This is a genomic window from Streptomyces sp. NPDC050161, from assembly GCF_044460025.1.
Classification (GTDB): domain Bacteria; phylum Actinomycetota; class Actinomycetes; order Streptomycetales; family Streptomycetaceae; genus Streptomyces.
Window position 1 is genome coordinate 100,404 of record NZ_JBITJM010000015.1, and the last position, 25,770, is coordinate 126,173.

The 25,770-nt window shown below is 71.0% G+C and carries 21 protein-coding genes; 13 read left to right on the forward strand and 8 right to left on the reverse strand.

The genetic code is table 11. From position 1 onward, the window contains the following. Positions 1 to 3 precede the first annotated feature (3 nt). On the forward strand, positions 4 to 198 hold the full coding sequence (locus ACIBK8_RS23965) for a hypothetical protein (RefSeq protein ID WP_393680882.1): 195 nt from the start codon (positions 4 to 6) through the stop codon (positions 196 to 198). Positions 199 to 405: 207 nt separating this feature from the next. After that, positions 406 to 2,145 (forward strand): hypothetical protein, encoded by a 1,740-nt coding sequence (locus tag ACIBK8_RS23970; RefSeq protein WP_399043881.1) that lies wholly within the window; start codon positions 406 to 408, stop codon positions 2,143 to 2,145. Positions 2,146 to 2,196: 51 nt separating this feature from the next. Here the strand turns inward: ACIBK8_RS23970 and ACIBK8_RS23975 are convergent, their stop codons facing one another. Continuing rightward, positions 2,197 to 3,702 (reverse strand): PLP-dependent aminotransferase family protein, encoded by a 1,506-nt coding sequence (locus tag ACIBK8_RS23975; protein WP_399043882.1) that lies wholly within the window; start codon positions 3,700 to 3,702, stop codon positions 2,197 to 2,199. Between the two features lie 194 nt (positions 3,703 to 3,896). Here ACIBK8_RS23975 and ACIBK8_RS23980 point away from each other — a divergent pair, with 194 nt between their 5' ends. From ACIBK8_RS23980 to ACIBK8_RS23995, 4 genes are all read left to right on the forward strand, one after another. After that, a complete protein-coding gene (locus ACIBK8_RS23980) occupies positions 3,897 to 4,487 on the forward strand; it encodes a YitT family protein (protein WP_399043974.1) in 591 nt (196 codons plus the stop codon). After that, the gene (locus tag ACIBK8_RS23985) at positions 4,487 to 5,284 is read left to right on the forward strand and encodes a glycerophosphodiester phosphodiesterase (RefSeq protein WP_399043883.1); all 798 of its coding nucleotides are present in this window, start codon (positions 4,487 to 4,489) and stop codon (positions 5,282 to 5,284) included. Before ACIBK8_RS23980 ends, ACIBK8_RS23985 begins: the two co-directional genes overlap by 1 nt. A gap of 54 nt (positions 5,285 to 5,338) precedes the next feature. After that, entirely contained in the window at positions 5,339 to 6,706 is a 1,368-nt protein-coding gene (locus ACIBK8_RS23990; protein ID WP_399043884.1) for an MFS transporter, read from the forward strand. Positions 6,707 to 7,011: 305 nt separating this feature from the next. Next, on the forward strand, positions 7,012 to 7,389 hold the full coding sequence (locus ACIBK8_RS23995) for an RNA polymerase-binding protein RbpA (protein ID WP_100605284.1): 378 nt from the start codon (positions 7,012 to 7,014) through the stop codon (positions 7,387 to 7,389). A 163-nt stretch (positions 7,390 to 7,552) separates the two neighbouring features. Here ACIBK8_RS23995 and fxsA read toward each other — a convergent pair whose 3' ends face one another. From fxsA to ACIBK8_RS24020, 5 genes are all read right to left on the reverse strand, one after another. Further along, on the reverse strand, positions 7,553 to 8,125 hold the full coding sequence (gene fxsA / locus ACIBK8_RS24000) for an FxsA family membrane protein (protein WP_399043885.1): 573 nt from the start codon (positions 8,123 to 8,125) through the stop codon (positions 7,553 to 7,555). Positions 8,126 to 8,204: 79 nt separating this feature from the next. Further along, positions 8,205 to 8,963 (reverse strand): polyprenol monophosphomannose synthase, encoded by a 759-nt coding sequence (locus tag ACIBK8_RS24005; RefSeq protein ID WP_399043886.1) that lies wholly within the window; start codon positions 8,961 to 8,963, stop codon positions 8,205 to 8,207. Then, positions 8,960 to 10,636 (reverse strand): apolipoprotein N-acyltransferase, encoded by a 1,677-nt coding sequence (gene lnt / locus ACIBK8_RS24010; RefSeq protein WP_399043887.1) that lies wholly within the window; start codon positions 10,634 to 10,636, stop codon positions 8,960 to 8,962. Before lnt ends, ACIBK8_RS24005 begins: the two co-directional genes overlap by 4 nt. 546 nt (positions 10,637 to 11,182) lie before the next feature. Next, positions 11,183 to 12,823, reverse strand: a complete 1,641-nt coding sequence (locus ACIBK8_RS24015) for an amidohydrolase (RefSeq protein ID WP_399043888.1) — start codon at positions 12,821 to 12,823, stop codon at positions 11,183 to 11,185. 99 nt (positions 12,824 to 12,922) lie between these two features. Beyond that, positions 12,923 to 13,363 (reverse strand): Lrp/AsnC family transcriptional regulator, encoded by a 441-nt coding sequence (locus ACIBK8_RS24020; protein WP_393680900.1) that lies wholly within the window; start codon positions 13,361 to 13,363, stop codon positions 12,923 to 12,925. A gap of 208 nt (positions 13,364 to 13,571) precedes the next feature. Here ACIBK8_RS24020 and ACIBK8_RS24025 point away from each other — a divergent pair, with 208 nt between their 5' ends. After that, positions 13,572 to 13,988, forward strand: a complete 417-nt coding sequence (locus ACIBK8_RS24025; protein WP_399043889.1) for a hypothetical protein — start codon at positions 13,572 to 13,574, stop codon at positions 13,986 to 13,988. A 233-nt stretch (positions 13,989 to 14,221) separates the two neighbouring features. On the opposite strand, the gene ACIBK8_RS24030 is transcribed toward ACIBK8_RS24025, so the two are convergent. Further along, positions 14,222 to 15,394 (reverse strand): acyl-CoA dehydrogenase family protein, encoded by a 1,173-nt coding sequence (locus tag ACIBK8_RS24030; protein ID WP_399043890.1) that lies wholly within the window; start codon positions 15,392 to 15,394, stop codon positions 14,222 to 14,224. Between the two features lie 340 nt (positions 15,395 to 15,734). On the opposite strand from ACIBK8_RS24030, the gene ACIBK8_RS24035 reads away from it, so the two are divergent. Further along, positions 15,735 to 17,039, forward strand: coding sequence for a glycoside hydrolase family 18 protein (locus tag ACIBK8_RS24035; protein WP_399043891.1), 1,305 nt, complete (start codon positions 15,735 to 15,737; stop codon positions 17,037 to 17,039). A 68-nt stretch (positions 17,040 to 17,107) separates the two neighbouring features. On the opposite strand, the gene ACIBK8_RS24040 is transcribed toward ACIBK8_RS24035, so the two are convergent. Beyond that, positions 17,108 to 17,755, reverse strand: a complete 648-nt coding sequence (locus tag ACIBK8_RS24040) for a TetR/AcrR family transcriptional regulator (RefSeq protein ID WP_399043892.1) — start codon at positions 17,753 to 17,755, stop codon at positions 17,108 to 17,110. A gap of 261 nt (positions 17,756 to 18,016) precedes the next feature. Between ACIBK8_RS24040 and ACIBK8_RS24045 the strand changes: the two genes are divergently transcribed. From ACIBK8_RS24045 to ACIBK8_RS24065, 5 genes are all read left to right on the forward strand, one after another. Next, a complete protein-coding gene (locus tag ACIBK8_RS24045; RefSeq protein ID WP_399043975.1) occupies positions 18,017 to 18,526 on the forward strand; it encodes a DUF6230 family protein in 510 nt (169 codons plus the stop codon). Further along, the gene (locus ACIBK8_RS24050) at positions 18,517 to 19,503 is read left to right on the forward strand and encodes a DUF6114 domain-containing protein (protein WP_399043893.1); all 987 of its coding nucleotides are present in this window, start codon (positions 18,517 to 18,519) and stop codon (positions 19,501 to 19,503) included. The genes ACIBK8_RS24045 and ACIBK8_RS24050 overlap by 10 nt, the downstream gene beginning before the upstream one ends. A gap of 129 nt (positions 19,504 to 19,632) precedes the next feature. After that, positions 19,633 to 20,886 carry a GAF domain-containing protein gene (locus tag ACIBK8_RS24055; RefSeq protein ID WP_399043894.1) on the forward strand — a complete coding sequence of 418 codons (1,254 nt, stop codon included), beginning with the start codon at positions 19,633 to 19,635 and terminating at the stop codon, positions 20,884 to 20,886. A 183-nt stretch (positions 20,887 to 21,069) separates the two neighbouring features. After that, positions 21,070 to 22,593, forward strand: a complete 1,524-nt coding sequence (locus tag ACIBK8_RS24060; RefSeq protein ID WP_399043895.1) for an aldehyde dehydrogenase family protein — start codon at positions 21,070 to 21,072, stop codon at positions 22,591 to 22,593. A 951-nt stretch (positions 22,594 to 23,544) separates the two neighbouring features. Beyond that, positions 23,545 to 25,557 (forward strand): hypothetical protein, encoded by a 2,013-nt coding sequence (locus ACIBK8_RS24065; RefSeq protein WP_399043896.1) that lies wholly within the window; start codon positions 23,545 to 23,547, stop codon positions 25,555 to 25,557. Positions 25,558 to 25,770: the final 213 nt, after the last annotated feature.

Below are 25,770 nucleotides of genomic sequence, written 5' to 3' on the forward strand. Positions count from 1 at the left end.
CCCATGATTCTGACCATTTCCGGCGTCGTACTCTTCGGTGTCATCGTCTTCCTCTTCTTCCGTAAAGACGGCCTCAAAGCCTCGCACGCCCTGGTGTGCGCGCTCTTCGGGTTCTATCTGGCGGGGTCCGCCATCGCGCCGAGCATCAAGGCCGGCAGCGCGAGCCTGGCCGGCCTCCTGGGAGGGCTCAAGATCTAGGCGAGCGGGTCCGCCGTCGCGCCCGCAGCGCGGCGCCGGACTCGCCCCTCCGGTGCACCCGCCGCCCACCCCCGAGAGGCGCCTTCACCGCCGCCCCGACCCCGTGGCCACCGGCGACGTCCACGGAATAGCCCGTTCCGCAGGACGTTGCCGGGGCGACGGGGCGCAGAGCCCGTCACAGCCGCGTACCGACCCCAGGAGACAGATGTGGCCCGGCGCCCCCTGCCCCGCATCCTGACCGACAGCGCATCCCTCGCCCGCAGCCGCGAGTTCGCGCGCACCGCAGCCGACAGCGCGACCGATGTGTTCCATCCGCTGATCACCATCGGCCGCGGCGCGCGCAGGCTTGCCGTCTCCGGCGGGCAGCGCTGGGCCGCCACCCCCAAGGACCGCCGGGGCCCGCTGTTCTTCCTCGTCGCCGCCTGCCTGCTGGTGGTGACGTTCGTGCCGTACGGGCCGCTGCTGGGGCTGGTCGGCGCGATGGGCGCGGCGGCCTGGGCGGGGCGGGACCACACGCCCGTGCAGAACGGACCCGGCGAGGCGGCGTCGGCGCGGCTCCAGGCGCTGTACGAGGCGCTGGTCCCGTACTTCTCCAGCGACGGCGATCCCTGCCCCCTCTACGCGCACGGCGGCGACTGCGAGGAGGTGTTCGAGGAGTACACCTTCGACGACGACGGCCGGATCGCGCGGCTCCGGCTGAGGTATCCGGCGTACTTCACCGACGGCGAGGCCCCGTCCCGGGCCCGTATCGAGCAGGTGCTGCACGCCAAGTGCGGGCGCGGGCGCGAGTACCGCTTCGAGTGGGACGAGGAGACCAACCGGCTGCTGCTGACCGTCCTCGGTCCGCTGCCCACCGACCTCGCCGCGCAGCGGTTCGTGACCTCGCCCGGCGAGGCGGTGCTCGGCTTCACCGATCACGTGTCGGTGCACCGGACGCTGCCGGTCGACGGGCCCGACGGCACCCGGGACGAGCCGCCGGTCGTCTGGCGCACCGGCCCGCGGTCCACCGAGCCGCACCTGCTCGTGCTGGGGCAGCCGGGGTCGGGGACCACCACGCTGCTGCGGTCGCTCGCGCTCCAGGCGCTCCAGCACGGCGACGTCCTGATCATCGACGGCAGCGGAACGGGTGAGTACGGGTGCCTGGCCGGGTGCGGTGGCGTGCTCGGGGTGGAGAGCGGCCTGTCGGGCGCGCTGGCGACGCTGGAGTGGGCGGCGCACGAGACCGAGCGGCGGCTCGTCGTGGCGAACCGGGCGCGGCAGTCCGGAGGCCCGGCGCCCGACGACATCCGGCGGCCGTTGTGGATCATCGCCGACCGGCCCACCGCGCTGGCCCACCTGGCGGTCGCCGAGGGCCGGGACGACCCGCAGCGGCTGCTCCAGGTGCCGCTGCGGCACGGCCGGGCGGCGCAGGTCACAGTGGTGGTCGCGGACCAGTGCGACAGCGCCGGCCTGCTGAGCGAACCGGTACGGACACTCACCCGCGCCCGGGTGCTGCTCGGCCCCGCGACGGCGGACGAGGTGAGCGCGGTGCTCGGGGCGCCGCCGCACACCACGCCGACGGCCGAGGTGCCGGCCGGGCGCGGCTACGCGCGGCTGGGCGCGGGTCCTGTACTGCGGCTCCAGGTGCCCGCGACCCCGGACCCGTTCGACGACGCGACGAGCGAGACGCACCGGCAGGCGGTACTCGCGCTGCTTCCCGACCGCACGGTCCCGGCGGGCGAGCAGGTGCCAGGCCCGGCGGCGGGCGAGCGGGAGGCGGGACTGCCGACGGGCGGCGGGCCTGCGCAGCTGGCGAAGGCGGTGACCGGGGAGGCGGCGGATCCTGCGGACGGTCCGGCGCCGGGTGGCGCGGCGGCTCCCGGGACGGTTCCGGCCGCGGCGGCGGGGCCGGTGAACGGTGCGGTGAAGGTCAACGGCCCGGTGCGGGCCGCGGGCGCGGAGGGCTGAGGGCGGGGCGCGTGGGCGCCGGTTGCGCCCCCGCCGCGGGCCGGTGGCGCCTCAGGCGACGAACGCCCTGAGCGTGTCCGCGTCGACGGTGGCGCCGCTCGCCACCATCCGGGCCGCACCCGCCAGCCGGGACGCGGCCTCGTCGGCGACCGCCCCGCCGACCGTGAACGGCACCCGTACGAACCCTTCGAAGGTGCCGTCCACACCGAACCTGGGCCCTGACGGCACCCGTACCCCCAGCCGCTCGCCCACCTCGGCGATGCGGGATCCGGAGAGGCCGCCGGTGCGGACCCAGAGGGTGAGGCCGCCGCGGGGGACGGTGAACTCCCAGTCGGGCAGCTCGCGTCGGAGTGCGCCGACGATCGCGTCACGGTTCTCGCGGGCCTGGTCGCGGCGTATCTCGACGGCCTGCTCCCAGCCGCCGGTGTCCAGCAGCGAGGCGATGGCGAGCTGTTCCAGCACGGGCGAGCCGAGGTCGGAGTAGGCGCGGGCGGCGACGAGGCTGCGGATGATGTCAGGCGCCGCACGCACCCAGCCGATCCGCATCCCGGCCCAGAACGCCTTGCTGGCCGAGCCGACGGTGATCACGGCGCTGCCCCCGGGGTCGAACGCGCAGACCGGGCGCGGCGGTTCGGGATTGTCGTCGAGCTGGAGCTCCGTCATGGTCTCGTCGACGACGAGCAGCGTGCCGGCCGCCTTGGCGGCGTCGACCATGCGGCGCCGCTGGTCGTCGGTCGCGAGGGTGCCGGTCGGGTTGTGGAAGTCGGCGACGACGTAGGCCATCCGGGGCGCGGCGTCCCGCATCACCTGGCGCCAGGCGGGGATGTCCCAGCCGGCCAGCCGTTCGGCGAGCGCCACCGGGACGAGCCGGGCGCCGGCGTCGCGCATCAGCTGGAGGATGTTGGCGTACGACGGGGAGTCGACGGCCACCCGCTCGCCGGGGCTCGTACAGAGCCGGCAGATCGCGGCGACGGCGCCCATCGCGCCGGTGGTGACCATGATCTGTTCGGGCATGGTGGGGATGCCGCGGGCGGTGTAGCGGTCGGCGAGTGCCTGGCGCAGGACGGGGAGGCCGGCGGGGTAGTCGCCGTGGGTGTGGGCGTAGAGCGGGAGGTCGGCCATGCCGCCCTGGATGGCGCGGGTCAGCCAGGGCTCGGGGGCGGGCAGGGCGGCGCAGCCGAGGTCGATCATGGAGCCGCCGGCCTCCGGGGGCAGCGGTTCCAGGCCGCGGGTGGGCAGCGGGCTGCCGGCCGGTGCCGCGGTCCAACTGCCCGATCCGCGGCGGGACTCCAGGAAGCCTTCGGCGCGCAGGGCTTCGTAGGCGGCGGCGACGGTGGTGCGGCTGACTCCGAGCGCGGCGGCCAGTTCGCGTTCGGCGGGGAGCCGGGCGGCGACCGGGACGCGGCCTTCCAGGACGAGGAGGCGTACGCCGTCGGCGAGGCTGCGGTAGGCGGGCAACTTCCGGCCGCCCACGGCGAGTTCGGCATCCCGCGGGTCCTGTGACCGGAGCAGCCGGGCGAGCTGGGTCGCACCCACCGCTGAAGTCCACTGCGCCATGAGATTCAGTCCACCTTCTGCGAATTGGCTCTCGATCTTGAGCCGTGCCATGCCACATCGTGTCATGTGTCAATCCAATCCTGCCAGGAGGGGGAAGAGTTTTGTCCATCGACGACAGGCACAAATCGGCGCGTTCCTTTGTGCCGCGACGGCTCATACAGCTCTATGTCGGGCTCGTGCTCTACGGCGTGAGCATGGGCTTCCAACTGCGCGCCGGGCTCGGCCTGGACCCATGGAGCGTGCTGAACCAGGGGATTTCTGTACATACCGGCCTTTCCATGGGCACCGTCACCATCGCCACCGGCGCCCTGGTCCTGCTCCTGTGGATTCCGCTGCGGCAGCGCCCCGGACTCGGCACGATCTCGAACGTGGTGGTGCTCGGTCTGGTCATGGACGCGACGCTGGCGCTGGTCCCCGACCCCCGCGCGCTCGGTATCCGGATCCCGCTGCTGGTCTTCGCCGTGCTCCTCAACGGCACGGCCACCGGCCTGTACATCTCGGCGCGCTACGGCCCCGGGCCGCGCGACGGCCTGATGACCGGGCTGCACCGGCGTACGGGCCGCCCGCTGCGCCTGGTGCGGACCTGCATCGAGGTGACCGTGCTCACCGTCGGCTTCCTGCTCGGCGGCTCGGCGGGGGTGGGCACGGTGCTCTACGCGCTGGCCATCGGTCCGCTGGCGCAGTTCTTCATCCGCCGGTTCGCGATCAAGGGCCTGCCCGAGCAGCAGCCTCTGGTGGTGGCCCGCAGCGACGCCCCGCAGGAGCGCGCGATACTTCCTGAGTGATGCCAGCGATACCCGTACGCCACCCCTACCTCGACCACCCCGCCCCGCTCCCGTTCGCACACCGCGGCGGGGCGGCCGACGGCCTGGAGAACACCGCCGCCGCGTTCCGGCGCGCGGTGGAGAGGGGGTACCGCTATCTGGAGACCGACGTCCACGCCACGTCCGACGGGCAGCTGGTCGCCTTCCACGACGCGACGCTGGACCGGGTCACCGACACCCGCGGCGAGATCGGCGCGCTGCCGTGGCGTGCGGTGCGCCGGGCCAGGGTCGCCGGGCGTGAGCCGCTGCCGCTCTTCGCTGACCTGCTGGAGGAGTTCCCGGACGCCCACTGGAACGTCGACGTCAAGGCGGAGGCCGCGCTGACACCGCTGCTGGAACTGCTGCGCCGTACGGACGCCTGGGACCGGGTGTGCATCGGCTCGTTCTCGGAGGCCAGGGTCGCGCGGGCGCAGCGGATGGCGGGCCGGCGGATGGCGACGTCACTGGGCACCCGGGGCGTCGCGGGACTGCGGCTGCGTTCGCTCGGCCGCGGATCACTGCCGGTGGACCGGCTGCTGGGCGCCGCGGTACGACGCAGCGCGGTGTGCGTGCAGGTCCCCGAGCGGCAGTCCGGAATCCCGGTCGTCGACCGGCTGTTCGTCCGCGCGGCCCACGCGCTCGGCATGCAGGTCCACGTGTGGACGGTCAACGACGCCGGGCGGATGGCGACTCTGTTGGATCTTGGGGTGGATGGCATCATGACCGATCACATCGACACACTGCGCGCGGTGCTGACCGGGCGGGGCGCCTGGGTCTGAGCCCCTGCCCCGTCCGCCGCGGTGGGCGGGGACGGGAAGACGGGGGTGGGTGCGGTGAACGCACAGGCCGTGGCCGGGGATACGGCGGGGAACGCGGCACGACGCAGGGAACAGCGCGGCTGGTACTGGTACGACTGGGCCAACAGCGTCTACTCCACGACGGTGCTGACGGTCTTCCTAGGCCCGTATCTGACGTCCGTGGCGAAGGCGGCGGCCGGCGCGGACGGCTTCGTGCATCCGCTGGGGATACCGGTCAGGGCCGGTTCGTTCTTCGCGTACACGGTCTCCGCCTCGCTGCTGCTCTCGGTGCTGGCGATGCCGGTCGCCGGTGCCGTCGTCGACCGCACCGGCCGCAAGAAACCGCTCCTGGGATGCTGCGCGTACGCCGGTGCCGCGGCCACGACCGGCATGTTCTTCCTCGGCGGCCAGCGTTATCTGCTCGGCGGCGCCCTGCTGATCGTCGCGAATGTCTCGTTCGTCGTGTCGATGATGCTCTACAACTCCTACCTGCCCCAGATAGCCGAGCCGGACGAGCGGGACGCGGTGTCCACGCGGGGCTGGGCGTTCGGCTACGCGGCGGCTGCGCTGGCCCTGATCGCCAATCTGGTGCTGTACGCCGGGCACGACGCGTTCGGGGTCAGCGAGAGCACGGCGGTGCGGATCTGCCTGGCGTCCGCGGGGCTGTGGTGGGGGCTGTTCTCGCTGATACCGCTGCGCCGGCTGCGGGACCGGTGGGCGGCGCGCGGCGCGGACGCACCTGCCGCGGGTGCCGCCACGCTCGGCCAGGGCTGGCGTCAACTGCGCGGCACGCTGCGCGACATGCGCAGCCGCCCCCTGACCCTCGCCTTCCTCCTGGCGTATCTCGTCTACAACGACGGCGTGCAGACGGTGATCACCCAGGCGTCGGTCTTCGGCTCGGAGGAGCTGAAGCTGGACCAGACGACGCTGATCGTCGCGGTCCTGCTGGTGCAGGTGCTGGCCGCGGCCGGCGCACTGCTCATGGGGCGGCTGGCGCGGCGCTACGGCGCGCAGCGGACGATCCTCGGCTCGCTGGTGGCGTGGACGGTGACGATCGCCGCGGCGTTCTTCCTGCCGGCCGGCGTGCCCGCGGGATTCTTCGCGATCGCCGCCGCGATCGGCCTGGTCCTGGGCGGCAGCCAGGCGCTGTCCCGTTCCCTGTTTTCACATTTGGTGCCGCGCGGCAAGGAAGCGGAGTATTTTTCCGCGTACGAGATCAGCGACCGCGGCGTGAGCTGGCTGGGGCCTTTGGTTTTCGGCGTGACCTACCAGGTGACGGGCAGCTACCGGGACGCGATTCTGTCGCTGGTGGCGTTCTTCGTGGTCGGTTTCGTGCTGCTGGCGCGGGTGCCGGTGCGGCGCGCGATCGCTGCCGCGGGCAATGCCGTGCCGGACCGGATTTAGGTCCGGAGCGCGCGGGCCGGTAGTGTACGCCTTTGGCTCACCAGGCGGACCGTTACTGCGCGCTTAACGTTGGGAAGCGCTGGGTGACATCTGCTGCCAGATGTGACAAACCGGGCGCTGGTGGGTACAACAAGGGGCGGCACGAAGGTAGGCAGCGGCGCACAGCGCCTCCGTCAAGGGCGGTGGTGGGCGACGGGTGGGCGCATGTCCCGATTTCGGGAATCTTCACCGCCGACCGGACGTTGACCGGATGACGACGACAGCGACACCTGTCCTGTGGGCGACAAGCCCGGGAGGCACGATTCATGAGTGAGCGAGCTCTTCGCGGCACGCGACTCGTGGTGACCAGCTACGAGACCGACCGCGGCATCGACCTGGCCCCGCGCCAGGCGGTGGAGTACGCATGCGAGAACGGACATCGCTTTGAGATGCCGTTCTCGGTTGAGGCCGAGATTCCGCCGGAGTGGGAGTGCAAGGTTTGCGGTGCACCCTCGCTTCTGGTGGATGGCGACGGCCCTGAGGAAAAGAAGGGGAAGCCCGCGCGTACGCACTGGGACATGCTCATGGAGCGGCGCACCCGCGAGGAGTTGGAGGAGGTGCTGGCCGAAAGGCTGGCCGTCCTGCGCTCCGGCACCATGAACATTGCCGTGCATCCGCGCGACACCAACCGCAAGTCCGCCTGACAACCGGGCTTCACTACGCAGCACCGCAGCAAAAGGGCCGGGGCCACCGCGTTTCACGGTGGCCCCGGCCCTTGCGTGTTTCCGGCGGCTGCCGCGCCCTGCGGGCGGGTCTTTTCGTCACGCCGTGCGCGGCGGGCCCCGGCGTACAGGGGCCCGCGGCGGCTCAACGGGTCAGCGGCGGGTCCTGCCGGGGCGGCTGCTGCGGCTCGTCGTCGTGGATGACCTCGCCCTGGACAACCTTGCCGTCGGGCTGGTGCATACGGGCCTGCTGGAAGGCGTCGCCGAGCGAGCCCGGTGTGTAGCGCGCCTGACGGGTCAGCAGCTTCTCCGCGCGGCGCTGGATCAGCTTCCCGGTCGGCGGGAAGAGGCAGAGCAGGCCCAGGACGTCGGAGATCATCCCGGGCAGCATCAGCAGCAGGCCGCCGAGCATCGGCATCGTGTTGCCGCCGCTCCCGGAGGCCGCGGGGTCCTTCGCCGCCTCCTGCTGGCCCGCCTGAAGCGTTTCCGTGAGGTTCTTCCAGGCACGGCGTCCGGCGCGCTTGATCACGTACCCGCCGACGATCACGCCGGCCACCAGCAGCAGGAACACCGTCCAGCCGCCCGCCGCGTCGGCCACCAGGGTCAGCAGCCAGATTTCCAGCACCAGCCAGGCGGCCACGCACAGCGGGATGAACCGGCGGGCGCGGGAGCGCCGGGGCGGGCGGGGACTCGGCGTGGGCGTTGCTCCGAACGTCATGCCTCAAGTGTGCCTGGTCGCACTGACAGACAGCCTTCGAGGGTCGCCCTGACGATCAAGCGCGAGGCCCGCCTGCGGGCTACTTGCCGCGGAGCTTGGACACCCGCGAGCTGACACCCCAGGCCGTGATCCGCCACAGCGCCTCGACGACGATGTCGCGGCTCATCTTGCTGTCGCCGCGTTCCCGTTCGACGAAGGTGATCGGGACCTCCACGACGTGCAGCCCGGCCTGTACGGCGCGGCGGGCGAGGTCGACCTGGAAGCAATAGCCCTGGGAGGCCACCTCGTCGAGGCCGAGCCGCTTGAGCGTGCCCGCGCGAAAGGCGCGGTAGCCGCCGGTCACGTCGCGCATCGGGACGTCCAGCATCATCCGGGAGTACGTGCTGCCGCCGCGGGAGATGAACTCGCGGTACTTGGGCCAGTTCACCACCCGGCCGCCGGGCACCCAGCGCGAGCCCAGCACGAGATCGGCGCCCTTGAGCGCGGTGAGCAGCCGGGGCAGCTCCTCCGGCTGGTGGGATCCGTCGGCGTCCATCTCGACCAGCACGTCGAAGTCGTGGTCGATGCCCCAGCGGAAGCCCGCCAGGTAGGCGGCGCCGAGCCCTTCCTTGCCCTTGCGGTGCAGAACGTGGACCTGCTCGTCCTCGGCCACCAGCTCGTCGACCAGCTTGCCCGTGCCGTCGGGGCTGTTGTCGTCCGCCACGAGGACATGCGCCTCGGGGACGGCGGACCGCACCCGCGAGACGATCGGCTTGATGTTCTCCGCCTCGTTGTACGTCGGAATGATCACCAACGTGGTGCCGAGCGGACCGTACTGCCGCTGACCGCCGTCTGTCACAAGTGCCCCTTCTCGCTCTTCGAACGCCCGCGCCGGCCGATGACTGTGGCCGCGGCGCAGGACAGAAGGCCCACGATAGCGAGCGTCCACTCAGGTGCTGCACCGACGCGGTCGGCGAGCGTCGTTTCGTCACGCAGCGGGATGCTCGCGGAGACGACCCCCTGGGTGAATTCGGGGATTTGGTGGGTGACTGCCCCGTTCGGCGCGACCACGGCGCTGATTCCGCTGGTGGCGGCCGTCACCACCGCCCGGCCGTGCTCGACGGCCCGGAGCTTGGACATGGCCAGCTGCTGCTCGGGCTGGCCGGTGCGGCCGTAGGTGGCGTTGTTGGTCTGCACGACTAGGGCGCGGGCGCCGGCGTCGACGGTGTCGTGCACGATCTCGTCGTAGGCCACCTCGAAGCAGATGACGTCGCCGAGCTTGGCGGGGCCGATGTTCAGGACGCCCGTGTGGTCGCCGGGGTAGAAGTCCCTCGGCACCCGCTGGAAGCGCGTGATGATCTTGCTGAGCTGTGCGCGGAACGGCACGTACTCGCCGAACGGCACCGGGTGCTGCTTGGTGTACGAGGCGCCGGGGCCCTTCTTCGGATCCCAGACGATGCCCTCGTTGAAGACGTAGCCCTTCTTGGAGGGATGGTCGATGAGGGCCCCGACCAGCACCGGTACGCCGATGTCCTTCACGGCTTCGTCGATGCGGTCGTACGCCTGCGGGTACTGGAACGGGTCGAGGTCCGACGAGTTCTCTGGCCAGATCACCAGGTCCGGCTTCTTCGCCCGGCCCGCTCTGACGTCGGCGGCGAGCTTCTCGGTGGCCGTGGCGTGGTTGTCGAGGATCTTCATGGGGCGCCCGAGGAAGTCCATGCCGGCCTGCTGGACGTTGCCCTGGACGACGGCGATGTCGACGGTGTCGTCGGCCTTGGTGGGGACGGGCACCAGTACGCCGGCCGCGGTGATCACGGCGGCGAGGCCGAACGCCTCGATGGCCGGCAGCGCGCGGTTCGGGGATCCCGGCCTGCGCAGCCCCCACAGCCCGGCCGCGCAGGCGGCCAGCAGCCCGCCGGTCAGCGCGACGGCGAAGGTCACCAGCGGGGCGCCGCCGAGTGCGGCGAGCGGTGTGAACGGCGATCCGGTGTTGGCGAACGCCAGCCGGCCCCAGGGGAAGCCGCCGAACGGGAGGCGGTCGCGGGCCCACTCCTGGGCGACCCACAGGCAGGCGCCCCAGAGGGGCCAGGCGGGCAGCCGTGACGTGAGCGCCAGGCCCGCGCCCATCAGCACCACGAACAGCGCCTCGGCGATGGAAAGACCCACCACGGCGTCCCAGCCGACGACGTGCAGCCACTTCAGCAGGATCAGGAAGAACGGCACGGCGAAGGCGAAGCCGCTCCACGCGCCCTGCCGGGCCGTCCTGCCGCGCACCAGCAGCGCGAGCGCGGCGACCGCGACGAGCGAGAGCGGCCACAGGTCGTAGGGCGGGAAGGACAGGCCGAGTGCGACGCCGGAGACGACGGCGAGCAGGGTGCGCGGCGCCTCGCGCCTGGCCAGTGCGGCGAGGCGGCGCAGTCGGCCGGGGCGGCGCGGCGCGTCCGGGGACGAGCCCGGCGCGGCGGGCGGCACAGGACCGTCGGCCGCGTTGTCGCCCGCGGCAGCTTCGGTGGTGTCGGAACCCGATGGCACGGTCGCGGCCTTCCTGCAGGTCGTGCGTTGGTCAGCTGACCGTACATCGGTGGGCCGCGGGGCCGTCTGCGGGGTGCGTGAAGGGCGGGACGACTCGGGCGGCGGGGTGCGGGCCGCTGCGGTGCGGACAGCCGCGATGAGGTGCGGATAGGGGCCCGGCGCCCTTCGGGCCGACCTGGGGCCCGCTGGATGCGGGTCGACCGAAAGCCGTTGTCTACTGAGCGTCCGGGCCCCACCCGGGTCGCACCTGCCGACCGGCCGAATCTTTCCTGCGCTCCGTGCCGCTTGTGCTGGACCTGGCTCCCAGTGGCGGTGCTCCGGTGTGGTGCACCGCCCCATGGCCCAGCTGCGTTCGACGACAGCGCGGATGTCTCCCGATCGGACGTCCTGTGGTGGACTCGGCCGAACCTACCGGCCGCCGACCGGCTGCTGTCAACAGGTGTCCCGTCTGCACCGATTTCGCGTCCTGCCGGGTCGGTGCGGCGGCTTCGCAGGTGGGGCAAGTCCGTACCTGCCGACCGCCGCGCGGGCGGCGGCCGGCCGATGTCACTCGTTCGGCCGCCGGAAGACCGTCCGGCCGCCGACGACCGTGGTCAGGCAGGTGGGGAGCGCGTTTCCCGGGCGGAGATCGGGCAGGCCGGGGGTGCCGGAGCGGGGGTCGGTCGACCAGCGTTCGACGCGTTCGTCGGGGGCCTGGACGATCAGGTCGCCGGTGCGCCAGACGGCATAGTCGGCGGGGGCTCCGGGCACCAGGATGCCGGCGTCGTCGCGGCCGATGGCGCGCCAGCCGCCGCGGGTGTGCGCGGTGAAGGCGGCGCGGGCGGAGATGCCGTGGCCGGGGGTGCGGTGGAAGACGGCGGCCCGCAGGGTGCCCCACGGGTCGAGCGGGGTGACCGGGCTGTCGGAGCCCAGGGCGAGCGGCACACCGGCCTTGAGAAGCGCCGCGTACGGGTTGAGGGTGCGGGCGCGGTCGGCGCCGAGCCGGGTGGCGTACATGCCGTCATCGCCGCCCCAGGCCGCGTCGAAGGCGGGCTGGACGGAGGCGGTCAGGGCCAGGTCGGCGAAGGCGGCGATGGTGCGCTCGGTGAGCATCTCGGCGTGTTCGACGCGGTGCCTGGCGGCCCGTACGCGGTCGAGTCCGACGCGGTCGGCCGCGGCGCGTACGCCGTCGGTGACCGCGGTGAGCGCGGCGTCGCCGATGGCGTGGAAACCGGCCTGGAGTCCGGCCTCGGTGCACAGGGCGACGTGGTCGGCGACGGCCGCGGCGTCGAGGTGGGCGGTGCCGGTGTGGGCGGCGTCGGCGTACGGGGTGTGGAGGTGCGCGGTGTGCGAGCCGAGCGAGCCGTCGACGAAGAGGTCGCCGGCCGCGCCGAGTGCGCCGAGTTCCCTGACCCGGGCTGCTTCCTTTGCGGATGCGATGGGCTCGGCCCAGTAGCCGACGACGCGCGGGCCGTGGCCTTCGGCGGCCAGGGCCAGCAGAGCGGTGAAGTCGGCCTCGCTCGAAATGTCGGGGCCCGCGCACTCGTGGAGGCTGCCGATGCCGAGGGACGCGGCGCGGGCGAGCGCCGCGGCCTGGGCGTCCGCGCGCTGGGCGGGTGTCACGGTGGCGTACCCGGCCTGCCGCACGGCGTGGTGCGCGGCGCCGGTCAGCGGCCCGTCGGGGTGGAATCCGGCCAGGTCACGGACGCCGGGGACGCGGTCGAGCAGGGCGGTGGTGACGACCGCCGAGTGCACGTCGACGCGGGTGAGATAGAGGGGCCTGCCGTCGGTCGCCGCGTCCAGTTCCGGCCGGGACGGCGCACGGCCTTCGGGCCAGGCACTGGCGTCCCAGCCGTGGCCGAGCAGGACCTTGTCGTGGGGACGGGCCTGCGCGTAGGCGCGGATGCGGGCCAGCGCGTCGGAGAGGCCGGCGGCGGACGAGAGGTCGAGGCCGGTGAGTGCCAGGCCGGTGGCCGTGGTGTGCACATGTGCGTCCGTGAACGCCGGGGTGACGAGCGCGCCGTCGAGGTGGACGACCTCGTCGACTCCGTCGGCGAAGGAATCGGCCGCGCCCTCCTCCCCCACCCACGCGACGCTGTCGCCCTCCACCACCATGGCGGTGGCGAAGGGATCGGCGGGGCTGTGCACCTCCCCGCCACGGAGCAGGACGGTACGGGGACGGGACGGATCGGGAGTGCGCTCGCTCATACCGGACAGTTTCGCCCCTGCGGGCGCACGGACGGCGCGCGGGGTCGGGTGCGTACCCGAAAATGCCGCCCGGGTGCGCCCCGGACGGCTGGATTCCGCTCAGATGCGCGGCGGCCTGGCCTCGTACGGGGTGGACAGGACGACGGTGGTGCGGGTGGAGACGCCGGCCAGGGTGCGGATGCGGGTGAGCAGGTGCTCCAGCTCCAGCGGGGTGGCGACCCTGACCTTGAGGATGTAGTTCTCGTCGCCGGCGACGCTGTGACACGCCTCCAGTTCGGGGACCTCGGCGAGGCGCTCGGCGATGTCGTCCGGGGCGCTGGGGTCGAAGGGTTTGACCGAGATGAACGCGGTCAGCGGCAGGCCCACCGCCTCCGGGTCCACGATCGCGGCATAGCCGCGTACGACACCGCGCTGCTCCAGGCGGCGCACCCGCTGGTGCACCGCCGAGGTGGACAGGCCGGTGGCCTTGCCCAGGTCGGTGTAGCTCATCCGCCCGTCCTTGACGAGCAGATCCACGATTTGTCGGTCCAACTCCTCCACCCGCTCAACTTACTGTGCTCGGGCGCGTGTGCGCACCGCGCGCCGGATCGTGGACACTCCTGCGCCGCTCATGTGATGAATGCCACATGCATGCATCGGCGTCCGCCGGGTGCCGGTGATTATGCGCGCGGCATGAGGGGAATTGCTGGTGGTGGCCGGGACCGCCCGTCACAGGAAGTCGGCGGCCCGATCAGCCCACCCGAGGGGGATGGACATCATGCGACGTCTTAAGCAGGAATCCGTGCAGGCCGATGTCGGCGCTACGGAGGGCGATGATTTCGACTTCTCCGACGACGACGGTACGTACGAAACCTTTGAGATCTTCCGGGTCACCTGCCCGGACTGCGGGCAGCCGATCGGCCTGCTCGCCGAGGAGGACAGCCTCCCGGAGCACGCGCTGTGCCCCTCGCCGTGGAACCCGTTCGGCCTGATGGTCTGCCAGGGATCCGGGCGGCCGGTGGCCGAGGCCCCGGCGACTCCGGACTCGATGGACGCTCAAGAGCAGGACGCGGCCGTGCTGTTGACGCTCCCGGAGAGCCTGGACTGGCGCCGTCAGCCGTTCTCGCACATCGGTGAGCCCGGCGAGCGGCCGGTCAGGGTGCCGCGGATGCGCCGCAGGGCCTGACCGCCGCAGACGATTCGCCGAAGGCCGCCCGCCCGTCATCCGCGGCGGCCTCCGCCCCACCTCCACCCCGCTTCGATGCGCTTTCGCATGCCTGGACGCGGGGCACGCACCGGTGCGTCAGTCACCCGAAGTGCCGGGTGGGATAAGGGATTTGACGCTCAGTCAGCCATTTCGCGGCACCCCGTCGGCGCGCCCCGGGCGATCTCTCCCCCGAGGCACGCGACGGCGGACGCTCAGTGTGATTCGGGGCCTGCGAGGTGGCGGGCGATCACCATGCGCTGGATCTGGTTGGTGCCCTCGACGATCTGGAGGACCTTCGCCTCGCGCAGGAAGCGCTCCACGGGGAAGTCCAGGGTGTAGCCGTAGCCGCCGAGGAGTTGGACGGCGTCGGTGGTCACCCGCATCGCGGTGTCGGTGCAGAAGAGCTTGGCCATCGCCGCTTCCTTGGAGAACGGCAGTCCCGCGTCGCGCAGGCGGGCGGCGGTGAGGTACAGCGCGCGTCCTGCCTCCACCTGGGTCGCCATGTCGGCCAGCATGAAGCGCAGACCCTGGAAGTCGGCGATGGGGCGGCCGAATTGGCGGCGCGACGCGGTGTAGGCGAGTGCTTCGTCGATGGCGGCCTGGGCGACGCCGATGGCGCAGGCGGCGATGCCGAGGCGGCCGGACTCCAGCGCCGAGAGCGCGACGGTGAAGCCCTGGCCCTCGTCGCCGACGCGGCGGGAGTCGGGGACGCGGACGTCGTCGAAGTGCACCTGGGCGGTCGGCGAGCCCTTCATGCCCATCTTGCGCTCGGGTGCGGCGGCGCTCAGGCCCTCGGCGTCGCCGGGGACGAGGAAGGCGGTGATGCCGTGTGCGCCGCTGCCGCCGGTGCGTGCCAGGACGGTGTAGAAGTCGGCCACCCCGCCGTGGGTGATCCACGCCTTGGTGCCGTTGATCTTCCAGCCGTCGCCCTCGCGGGTGGCGCGGGTCGTCAGGGACGCCGCGTCGGAGCCGGATGCGGGCTCGGAGAGGCAGTAGGCGCCGAGCAGTCCGCCGCCGAGCATGGCGGGAAGGTGTTCGGCGCGCTGTTCCTTCGTGCCGAACTCGGCGAGCGCGTGACAGGCCAGGGTGTGCACGCTGACGCCGAGGCCGACGCTGAGCCTGGCGCCCGCGAGTTCTTCGAGGATCTGGAGGTACACCTCGTAGGGCTGTTGTCCGCCGCCGAATTCCTCCGGGTAAGGGAGGGAGAGCAGTCCGGATGCGGACAGCAGCGTGAAGGTGTCGCGCGGGAAGTGCCCGGCGTCCTCCTCGTCGGCGGCCGTCGGCTTGATTTCACGCTCGATGAGTTCCCGCACGAGCGTCAACAGGTCGCGGGCTTCCTCCGTGGGCAGCCTGCGGTCCACCGGCCGGGGGCCGTACTGGGTCATGGCGGCGCTCTCCTCCCTGTCGGGCGCTGCGACTCCGCACGCATGGGGTGTGGCGGCGGCGCCGGATTCCGTGTACCAAGCCGATGATCGCTTCCCGGGTCGCGGAAGGCGGTGACCTGCGACTGTGGCGCTAGGAGTATGCCCGATCGGCGGCCTCACGTCACGGGTTGATCAATGATGGACGTGCGCATCAGGCCGGTGCGGGCCACCCGATGAAATTGGTCCGAACCATTGACGCACTGGTCTAGTCCATCTAGCTTCTCCCCAACGCCCAACGCGTTCAGGACCGTTCGGAACGCAGGTCGGGCTCCACCCCTCGACCCCCCTCCGAGGAGACGACATGCACAGATCGCCACGGAAGCGATCACCGCGCACGCTGATCGCCGCCGCAACCGCGCTTGGTACGGCGGCGCTTGCCGGCTCGCTGCTCACCGGACAGGCCGTCGCCTCTCCGGCCGGCGCCCCCACCGCCACGAGCCCGAGCACCACTGCCGCCTCCGCAACCGCCGCCCAAACGACCGGGTCCACGCCGGCCGCGGCAGGCGACAAGGTCGTCGGATACTTCACCAACTGGGGTGTCTACGACCGCAATTACCACGTCAAGAACATCGAGACGTCGGGGTCGGCCGACAAGCTGACGCACATCAACTACGCGTTCGGCAACGTCACCGGCGGAAAGTGCGCGATCGGCGACTCGTACGCCGACTACGACAAGGCGTACACCGCCGACCAGAGTGTCGACGGCAAGGCCGACACCTGGGACGACGGTGCGCTGCGCGGCAACTTCAACCAGCTGCGCAAGCTCAAGAAGCTGCACCCGAACCTCAAGGTCCTCTGGTCGTTCGGCGGTTGGACCTGGTCCGGCGGCTTCGGCGAGGCGGCCAAGAACCCCGCCGCGTTCGCCAAGTCCTGCCACGACATGGTCGAGGACTCCCGGTGGGCCGATGTCTTCGACGGCATCGACATCGACTGGGAGTACCCCAACGACTGCGGTCTGACCTGTGACACCAGCGGCAAGGACGCCTTCACCAACGTCATGAAGGCGATGCGCGAGGAGTTCGGCAAGGACCAGTTGGTGACCGCGGCGATCAGCGCGGACGCCTCGGACGGCGGCAAGCTCGACAAGACCGACTACGGCACCGCCGCCCAGTACGTCGACTGGTACAACCCGATGACGTACGACTACTTCGGCGCGTGGGACGACAAGGGCCCGACCGCCCCGCACTCGCCGCTCACGTCGTACGACGGCATCCCCAAGGCCGGGTTCAACACCACCGACACCACCGCGAAGCTGAAGAAGCTCGGCGTCCCGGCGGACAAGCTGCTGCTGGGCATCGGCTTCTACGGCCGCGGCTGGAAGGGCGTCACCGAGGACAAGCCGGGCGGCACCGCCACCGGAGCGGCCCCGGGCAAGTACGAGGCCGGCATCGACGACTACAAGGTGCTCAAGGAGCGCTGCCCGGCCACCGGCAAGGTGGCGGGCACCGCCTACGCCAAGTGCGGTGACCAGTGGTGGAGTTACGACACCCCGGAGACCATCGCCTCGAAGATGGCCTACAAGAACGAGCAGGGCATGGGCGGCACGTTCTTCTGGGAGCTGAGCGGTGACACCACCAACGGCGAGCTGATCAAGGCGATCAAGTAACCGCCGTCGGTACGTAGGTGAGGGCGGGAGGCTGCGGCCTCCCGCCCTTCGCGTGCGCCGGCCGCGGTTCAGCCGGTCTGCGGACGGGGCGGCGCGGGACAGTCCGGCTCATACTCCTCGATCAGCCGCAGGGTGTCCCCCAGGCCGCGCACCAGCAGTTCTCCCACCGTCTCGCGGGGCAGCAGCTGTTCCCTGATCCATTCGAGAGTGACGCCCTCGACGCTGCACAGCCAGCCGGTCAAAGCCGTCCTGGCCAGCGGCGGCAGGTCCGCGCGGCCCCAGGCGCCCAGGGCGATGGTGGTGAGCATCCGGTCGCGTACCGCGTCACGGATGGCCAGGACCTCGGCGTCGAAGCCGACACCTCCGGTGACGATGGCACGGTAGGCGGCCTGGTGGTGCTGGGCGTAGCGCAGATAGCCGTCGACGGTGTGCCGGACCCTGGCGTACGGCGCCAGGTCGTGGGTGCTGCCGGCCAGTTCGGCGAGGCCGGCCACGGCGTCCTCGATGATCGCGAGGTAGTAGCCGCGCTTGTTCTTGAAGTAGTAGTAGATCAGGCCCTTGGCGACACCGGCGTGCCGTGCGATGTCGTCCATGGACAGTGCGTCGTAGGAGGTGTCGGCGAACAACTTCCGCCCGGTGGCTATGAGTTCGGCGCGACGGGATGGGGATCGTTCGGTGGCGCGGGCGGCCCGTCCGCGCTGTTGACTCATATTCAAAATCCGCCCTAGTCTCCAACTGCCACGAGTTTTCCGCAGTATGACAGAGCGTCATCACTTGCGACTTCGTTGCGTAACGGCTCGGTGAAGCACTTCCCTCGCGCATCCGTACCTGTCCCGCGACTGCCGGCTGACCGCCACCCCGGGGAGGACGCAGTGAGCACCACGACCCGTACACCGCCCGAAGGGCGGACCTCATGGAAGAAGACCGCGGTGGCCGCGCTGCCCGCGCTTCTCGCGGTGGGCGCGCTCGCGGTGGTGATGGCCGACGGCGCGCTGGCCGCCTCGTTCGCGGTGTCCGGCACCGACTTCCAGGTGTCGTCGGGCAGGCTGACCAGCTCCGGTCTCGCCTCCTACGTCCACACGGACCGCGATACCGACGGCGGCGGGCATCCCGTCGCGCTGCTCGGCATCGGCAAGGCCGAACTGTCCGACATCTGCCAGTCCGCCGAGGTCAAAACGCCGTTGGGGCCTGTGGTGTTCAAGCTGACCGCGGGCGGCGACGCGGGTCCGGTGCGCGCCGACAGCCTCGTCATCGACGGCGAGGACCTGGTGGGCGACGCCAGGTTCGGCACCGCCCAGATCGGCCGGGACGCCTCGTCGCTGGACGCGGTGCCCGATGTCACGGGCCCGAAGGGCAAGTTCGGCCTCCAGGCAGGCGACATCTCGGTCGCGGGTGTCCGCTCGCACGCCTGGTCGGCCACCGGAGGCAACTTCCACCTCAACGGGCTCCGGCTCAGCGTCCGCCTCGGCGGTGCGAAGTGCTTCTGAGGGCGCGCCGGGCCCGCTGGGCGGCGCACCTCGACCGGCGCCTGCCCTGGCCCGAACGCCGGGCGGCCCTGCGCCACTGGCGGCGCACCCGGCCGTTCTGGGCCGGAGTGCTGCTCCTGCTCGGCGGGGCCGAACTGCTGCTGGTGCCGCTGTCCCCGCTGACGGTGCTGGTGAGTCTGGGGCTCGGCGGTCTGGCGGCGATCGGCATCGGCATCGCCCTGATGGCCGCCGGGCTGTTCCTGTGGTGCACACCGGCCGCGCACCACTACGTGAGCGTCAACGCGCTGATCCTGTCCGTCCTCTCGTTCGCCGCGACGAACCTCGGCGGCTTCCTGGTGGGGATGGGGCTGGGCATCGCGGGCGGGGCGATGGGCTTCGGATGGCGCCCGGCACCACCGGACGCGGCGGACGACGGGACGGACGGCGAGCGGCGCCCCGGCCGGGCGGGCGCCCGCGGGGCGGCGGGCAAGGCACTGGCCGTGGCACTGCCCCTCGCACTGCTCACGGCGCTCGGCGGGCCAGCGGAACGGGCCGGTGCGGCGGACCCGGTCCGCACCGCCGGCGTCCCGGCACCGGCGCACCCGCCGACGGTGACCACGACCAAGTTCGCGCCACAGGGCTTCACCCTGGCGGGCGTCACCGACGTACCGACCGCCGACGGGCCGCTGAAGGCCATGGTGCTGCACATGAAGGCCGCCTCGCTCAGCGACTACCGGCTCACCACCCGCGACGGCGGCCCCGAACTCCGGCTGGCTTCCGACGCGTTGGAGCTGACCGGCGACGTCACGCTCTACCTGACGAAGTTCAGCGGCTGTCTCCAGGGCGTGGTCTGCCTGACCTTCACCCCCGACACGCTGCCCGTCCCGCCGGTCGTCCCGCCCTTCGTCTACATGACGCGGGTGTCGGCGGAACAGGCGCTGGTCACCTCCGACCTGATCGTCGCCGACGGACTGCGGCTGCAGGCACGGCCCGCCTGACCCCCGCGCCCGCACCCCTCCCCCACGCCGGTCCTGTGCTTCACGATCCGGCGTGCGCCGGGGTTTACGGCTCGGCCCGGTACGAGCACGATCGGCATACGGGGCCGAGCCGCACCGGAGAGGTGATACGTGGTCAACCCTTGGCTGGCGATGGAGACGGGTACGGATCCCGCGGAACGGATCGCCTCCATGCGGCGCGCGCACGAGGCGTTCCTGGCAGGCGGGCAGGTCGCGCCGCCGGTCCGCCCGGTCGTCGCCGACTCCTGGCGCCGCTCGGCCGCCGCGCGGGCCGCGTCGGACGGCATGGCACCCGTCGAGCTGGACGAGGACGCACTCCGTGCCCACCGCGAAGCGCACCCGCTCGCCCGCGCGATGCCCGTCTTCCGTGAACTGCTCGGCGCCATCGCCCAGGACGGTGCGCACCTCCTGGCCGTCTGCGATCCGCAGGGGCGGATGCTCTGGGTCGAGGGGCATCCCGGAGTGGTGCGGCGCGCGGAGCGGATGAACTTCGTGGCCGGGTCGCGCTGGGACGAGCGGCACGCGGGCACCAACGCGCCGGGCACCGCGCTCGCCGCCGACCACGCGGTGCAGATCTTCGCGGCCGAGCACTACAACCGGCGGGTGCAGCCCTGGACCTGTGCCGCAGCCCCGCTCCACGACCAGCGCACCGGACGGCTGCTGGGCGCCGTCGACATCACCGGCGGCGACCACCTGGCCAGCCCGCACAGCCTCGCCCTCGTCCAGGCCACCGCCCGCGCCGCCGAATCCCATCTCGCCGCGCAGTCCCCGCAGCCGGGGGTCTGCCTCACCGCGCTGGGGCGTGACGAGGCCCTGCTGGTCCTGGACGGCAGGCGACTGCGGCTCGGCCGGCGGCACAGCGAGATCATGGTGCTGCTCGCCCACCACCCCGACGGCCTGACGGGTGATCAGCTCTCGGTACTGCTGTACGGCGAGCGCGAGATGCGTCCGGTGACCCTGCGGGCCGAGATGTCGCGCCTGCGGCAGCTGGTGGGACCGCTGCTCGCCTCCCGCCCCTACCGGCTGCGCAGACCCGTCGAGGCGGATTCCGCTGCGGTCGGGGCGGATCTGGCGGCCGGCGACCTGACCGTCGCGCTGGGCGACTACCGCGGCCCGCTGCTGCCGCTGTCCGAAGCACCCGGCGTACGCCGCCTGCGCACCACCCTGGAGGACCGGCTGCGACGGACCCTGCTGACCTGCCGGGACGCCGCCGCGCTGCGACAGTGGGCACAAACCCCCTGGGGCGAGGACGACTTGGAGGTCTGGGAAGCGCTGGTCGAGGCACTCCCCCCACACTCGCACGCCCGCGCGGACGCGAACACCACGGCGACGCGGCTGCGGACGGCTTACGGGCTGACGGGCTAAAGGGCTGGCGGGCTGGCGGGCTGACGGGCTGACGGGCGCCCACGACCCGCTCCTCCTCGTCTCCCCTCGCCTCCCCTCCTCTCCTCCCCGCAACGTTCCGGCAACCTCCCCGCCCCTAGCGTGCGCGCCACACTCTCCGCACGGGAGCGGAGGGCAAGCGCCAAGCGATTGGGAGACCGCCCCATGGCCCGTTACGCCAGCCCCGGTTCCGCCGATGCCGTGATGTCCTACGAGCCCCGCTACGACCACTGGATCGGCGGCGAATTCGTGGCGCCCGCACAGGGCCGGTACTTCGAGAACCCGACGCCGGTCAACGGCCGTACGTTCACCGAGATCGCCCGCGGCACCGCCGAGGACGTGGAGCGCGCCCTGGACGCGGCGCACGCGGCGGCCCCCGGCTGGGCCCGCACCGCACCTGCCGAGCGCGCCGCCGTCCTCAACAAGATCGCCGACCGGATGGAGCAGCACCTGGAGGCGCTGGCGGTCGCGGAGAGCTGGGAGAACGGCAAGCCGGTGCGCGAGGCGCTGGCCGCCGACATCCCGTTGGCCATCGACCACTTCCGCTACTTCGCCGGAGCGGTCCGCGCCCAGGAAGGCACCCTCTCGGAGATCGACGAGGACACCGTCGCGTACCACTTCCACGAGCCGCTCGGCGTCGTCGCGCAGATCATCCCGTGGAACTTCCCCATCCTGATGGCGACCTGGAAGCTCGCCCCTGCGCTGGCCGCAGGCAACGCCGTGGTGCTCAAGCCCGCCGAACAGACCCCCGCATCCGTGCACTTCCTCATGAGTCTGATCGCGGACCTGCTGCCGCCAGGCGTCGTCAACATCGTCAACGGCTTCGGCGCCGAGGCGGGCAAGCCGCTGGCCTCCAGCCCCCGCGTGGCCAAGGTCGCCTTCACCGGTGAGACCACGACCGGGCGGCTGATCATGCAGTACGCGTCGGAGAACCTGCGTCCGGTGACCCTCGAACTGGGCGGCAAGAGCCCCAACATCTTCTTCGACGACGTCTCTTCGACCGCGGACGACTTCCTCGACAAGGCACTCGAAGGCTTCACCATGTTCGCCCTCAACCAGGGCGAGGTGTGCACCTGTCCGTCCCGCGCCCTGATCCAGCGCGGCCACTACGCGGACTTCCTCGCGGCGGGCACGGCCCGTACGGAGAAGATCGTCCAGGGCCACCCGCTGGACACCGACACCATGATCGGCGCGCAGGCGTCCAACGACCAGCTGGAGAAGATCCTTTCCTACCTGGACATCGGCCGCAAGGAAGGGGCCCGCGTACTCACCGGCGGCGAACGGGCCGAACTGGGCGGCGAGTTGGAGGGCGGCTACTACGTCCGCCCGACGATCTTCGAGGGCACCAACGACATGCGGATCTTCCAGGAGGAGATCTTCGGCCCGGTCGTCGCCGTGGCCCCCTTCGGCGACTTCGACGACGCGATCACCATCGCCAACGACACCCTCTACGGACTCGGCGCAGGCGTATGGACCAGGAACGGCTCCACCGCCTACCGAGCGGGCCGCGCCATCCAGGCCGGCCGGGTATGGACCAACTGCTACCACGCCTACCCCGCCCACGCCGCGTTCGGCGGCTACAAGCAGTCCGGAATCGGCAGGGAGAACCACAAGATGATGCTGGACCATTACCAGCAGACGAAGAACCTTCTTGTGTCGTACTCGGCGAAGAAGCTCGGGTTCTTCTAGACGCAGGAAAAGGGCGCCTGACCAGGTAAATCACCCGTCAGGCGCCCTTCGGGGAGCAGATCTGAGCCGTGGGGCGAAATGCGAGTACACCCCCGATATCTCCCATCGGTATCCCACTCCTGACCAGCTGTTCCGGGGCACTTCCGGGCCAAGGCCCTGCTAACGCGCCCCACACATCGCCCATCGGCTCCTCCCACCGCCGCATCGGCTCCTCTATCGGGTCTATCGGGGTGCGGATCCGTCCGGAGCCTCCCCCCACAGCTGCACGATGCTGTGGCAGAAGAGGTGGACGAGGAGCCGTCGTGCGTCCCGCTACGGCTGGTGCTGCCCGTAGTACCAGCCTTCGAAGGTCTTCGGGGCGGGTTCGAGCTGGCCGGTCCTCGGGGCGTGATCGGCTTCGGCCAGTTGGCGGGCCGCGTTCACCGACGTCATGGCGACTTTCCCTCCAGCTGGGCTCGGGAGAAAGCCTATTCGCGGTTTTCAGGAAGGTCTCAGGAAGGTTTGAGGACGCCTCTCAAATTTCGGCCGAGGCTCCGGGTCGGCATGGGGGTGGAATTGCCCACCGGCCCGTTGCCCGGCCCTGGGCCGGACGATGACATCAACTACCGCTTGATCAATGCGACTTCGGCTCTGTGACTGTGCGTGCTGATGCAGTAGCGTCCGTCGGGAACCGACTATCTGCCGTAAGGTCGAGGGGGCGCCGTGGGCGATCAGCAGGCGGGAAATGGGTCCGAAAGTCCGGATCGACAAAGCGGGCCGCAAACCCCACGGGGGATTCCTCCACAGCCCGCCCGTCCCCCGGAGCCGACCGACTCCGGGGAATCCCCCACACCCAACGCGACGAGTAGAGCCGGGAAGTCCGCTGCGCCGAGCAGGCCCGGGGATGCAGCTGGAACGCCCCCGCCATGGCCCGCTCCTCCGGCAGCGCCCCCGCCACCGCCCTGTCCCCCCGTGATCCCTCCACAGGGAACCACCGGGCAGTCAAGGCCGGGCCCGCAACGCAAGGGCCTGCTTCTCTCTGTCGCCGCCTTCGTCGTCGTGCTGGCGGTGGCGCTGACCGTCACGTTCTGGCCCCGCGGTTCCTCCGGCGGTCCGGACGGTGCGGGCGGCGCGTCCCCAGCCGATGCGCGGGCCCGCGGCGAGTCCGCCGCCCAAGTGCTGGGTAAGCTGCCCGGCCTGCGCTTCTCTGCGGTCTACGCGCCCAGCGGCGGGGAGCCCGTGACGCGGGCCGAAATGACTGTCACCGCCCAGGGGGAGGCAACGGGAACCCTCCGAGCGCCCGTTACCGGTAAGGCTGCCATGGCCTGGTCCGGTGACCAGCTCTATCTCAAGGGCGACGACGACTTCTGGGCCCAGCAGAGCCCGCATTACGGGAACGACCTGACGAGCAGCGGGCACTGGGTCAAGCCGGAGAAGCGTGACGGCTACTACATGCTCGACAGCTTCGGGGTGAACGCGGGCTCTCTGACGCCGAAGTCGATGGCCGCCGTGGTGCGGCAGGTCACCTCTGACCCGTCCGTGGTGCAGGAGGATGCCGGGACACGGGGCGGGCGTCGCGTCACGTCCTATACCGCCCAGAACCGCATGGTCGTCCTGACTTCTGACGCCCCGTACACGGTCGTTGCTGTCGGGATCAACCCCGCCGACACCAGCCCGATCGAGACAGCTGCCTGGCATTCTTCCGTCAGCTCGCGGATGCAGAGCGCCGGCCAACGGATCGTGCCGGCCGCCTCGGGGGACGACAGCGACATCTACAACCCATACCTCTTCACAGTGCCGAAACCGGCCACGGACAAGCAGACGGCTGCCGCGCACACGGCAGCCGCCCAGGCAGCGGACGCGGCCGTCCCGCCCGCATCAACCGAGGAGGCGGTCGCCGACAAGGGCCCCGACTTCACGGTCACCAGTAACGACCCCTCCCTGTGCACGACCAAGCCGTGCTCGTACTCCTTCAGCGTCACGAACAAGGGCGACGAGGCGGCCGAGGCCACCTTGCACGTGCGGTTCCCCGGCACACCCGACCGGACCCACCCGCTCGGCATGATGCAGCCCCACGAGACCAAGGAGGTCGGCGGCACGCGTCCCAACATCGCGCGGCCCGGAGAGACCGTCAGGCACACGGACTACGTGTGGGTGTACACGGCCGCCGTGTACGGGCACGACCAAGAGCTGGCGAAACGGCTGCAGGCCCGGGAGCTGGACCCGGCGAACATGTCCTACGCCGCCGCACTGAAACCCAAGATCGCGAAGTTGCTGGACCTGATGACGCAGGGGACTGCCGTCGATGACACGAAGGCCAACGAGAACGCAGTGGAGGCCATAAGCAGCGCCAACCATCGCGGTCAGCTCCCCTTGTTGGCGGCGATCGCCGAGTCAGGCCGTTTGTCGAATACCAAAGACCTGGCCGGCAACGTCATCAAAGCCTACAAGGCTGACAATCCAGGCGACATGCGCGTGCTGGAACAGATTGCCCACCTGATGAAGACCGATCCGAACGCCAAGGTGATTTACGACGGTCCCTACGAGATCAATGGCGTCAGGTACAAAACTGACTACATGGTCATATCCCGCACCGGAGGGGAGGAGGTGAAGAAGGCTTTCCAGGTCAAGACCGTCAGGTCCAAGAGAAACCTGCCGGAGAACGTGAACAAGGGCGGAGAACAGCTCAACGGCGAAGGCGGGGCGAGCAGCAAAGACGATAGCGGACCGGAGAGCGCACCCCCCGGATTCAAGCGTGTCCTCCAGATCAATGTGGAGCCAAGTTTCACGGATCTGTTTCAGAAGTCCACGGCCGACCTGGAGAATCTCCTTTTTGAGACCAGGAAGTTCGCCAAAGTCCGAGAAAATCTATGCAAGCAGAGGAAAGACGGCAAAGGCCCCCGCATCGAGCAACTGATCATCGTCAACGGGGCCGGCACTCATGCATGGGACGACCTGACCAAGCTCTGCAATAAGGATGAATGAACCGGTCGAGGAAGTCGTGAAGCGCCTCGGAGTGCGACCTACCGGCGCAGCGCCGTTGGCATGACAGCCGCTCGCTCTCTGACATGACAGCCGCTCGCTCTCTCCGGTGCATCAGATATCGCCATGTACCGGAGAGCGGGCTACGGCCTTCCGAAAGCCCTGCGCAAGATCAGCGTGTTCGGCTCACCGCCACCTGCGCCAGGTCAGGAAAGC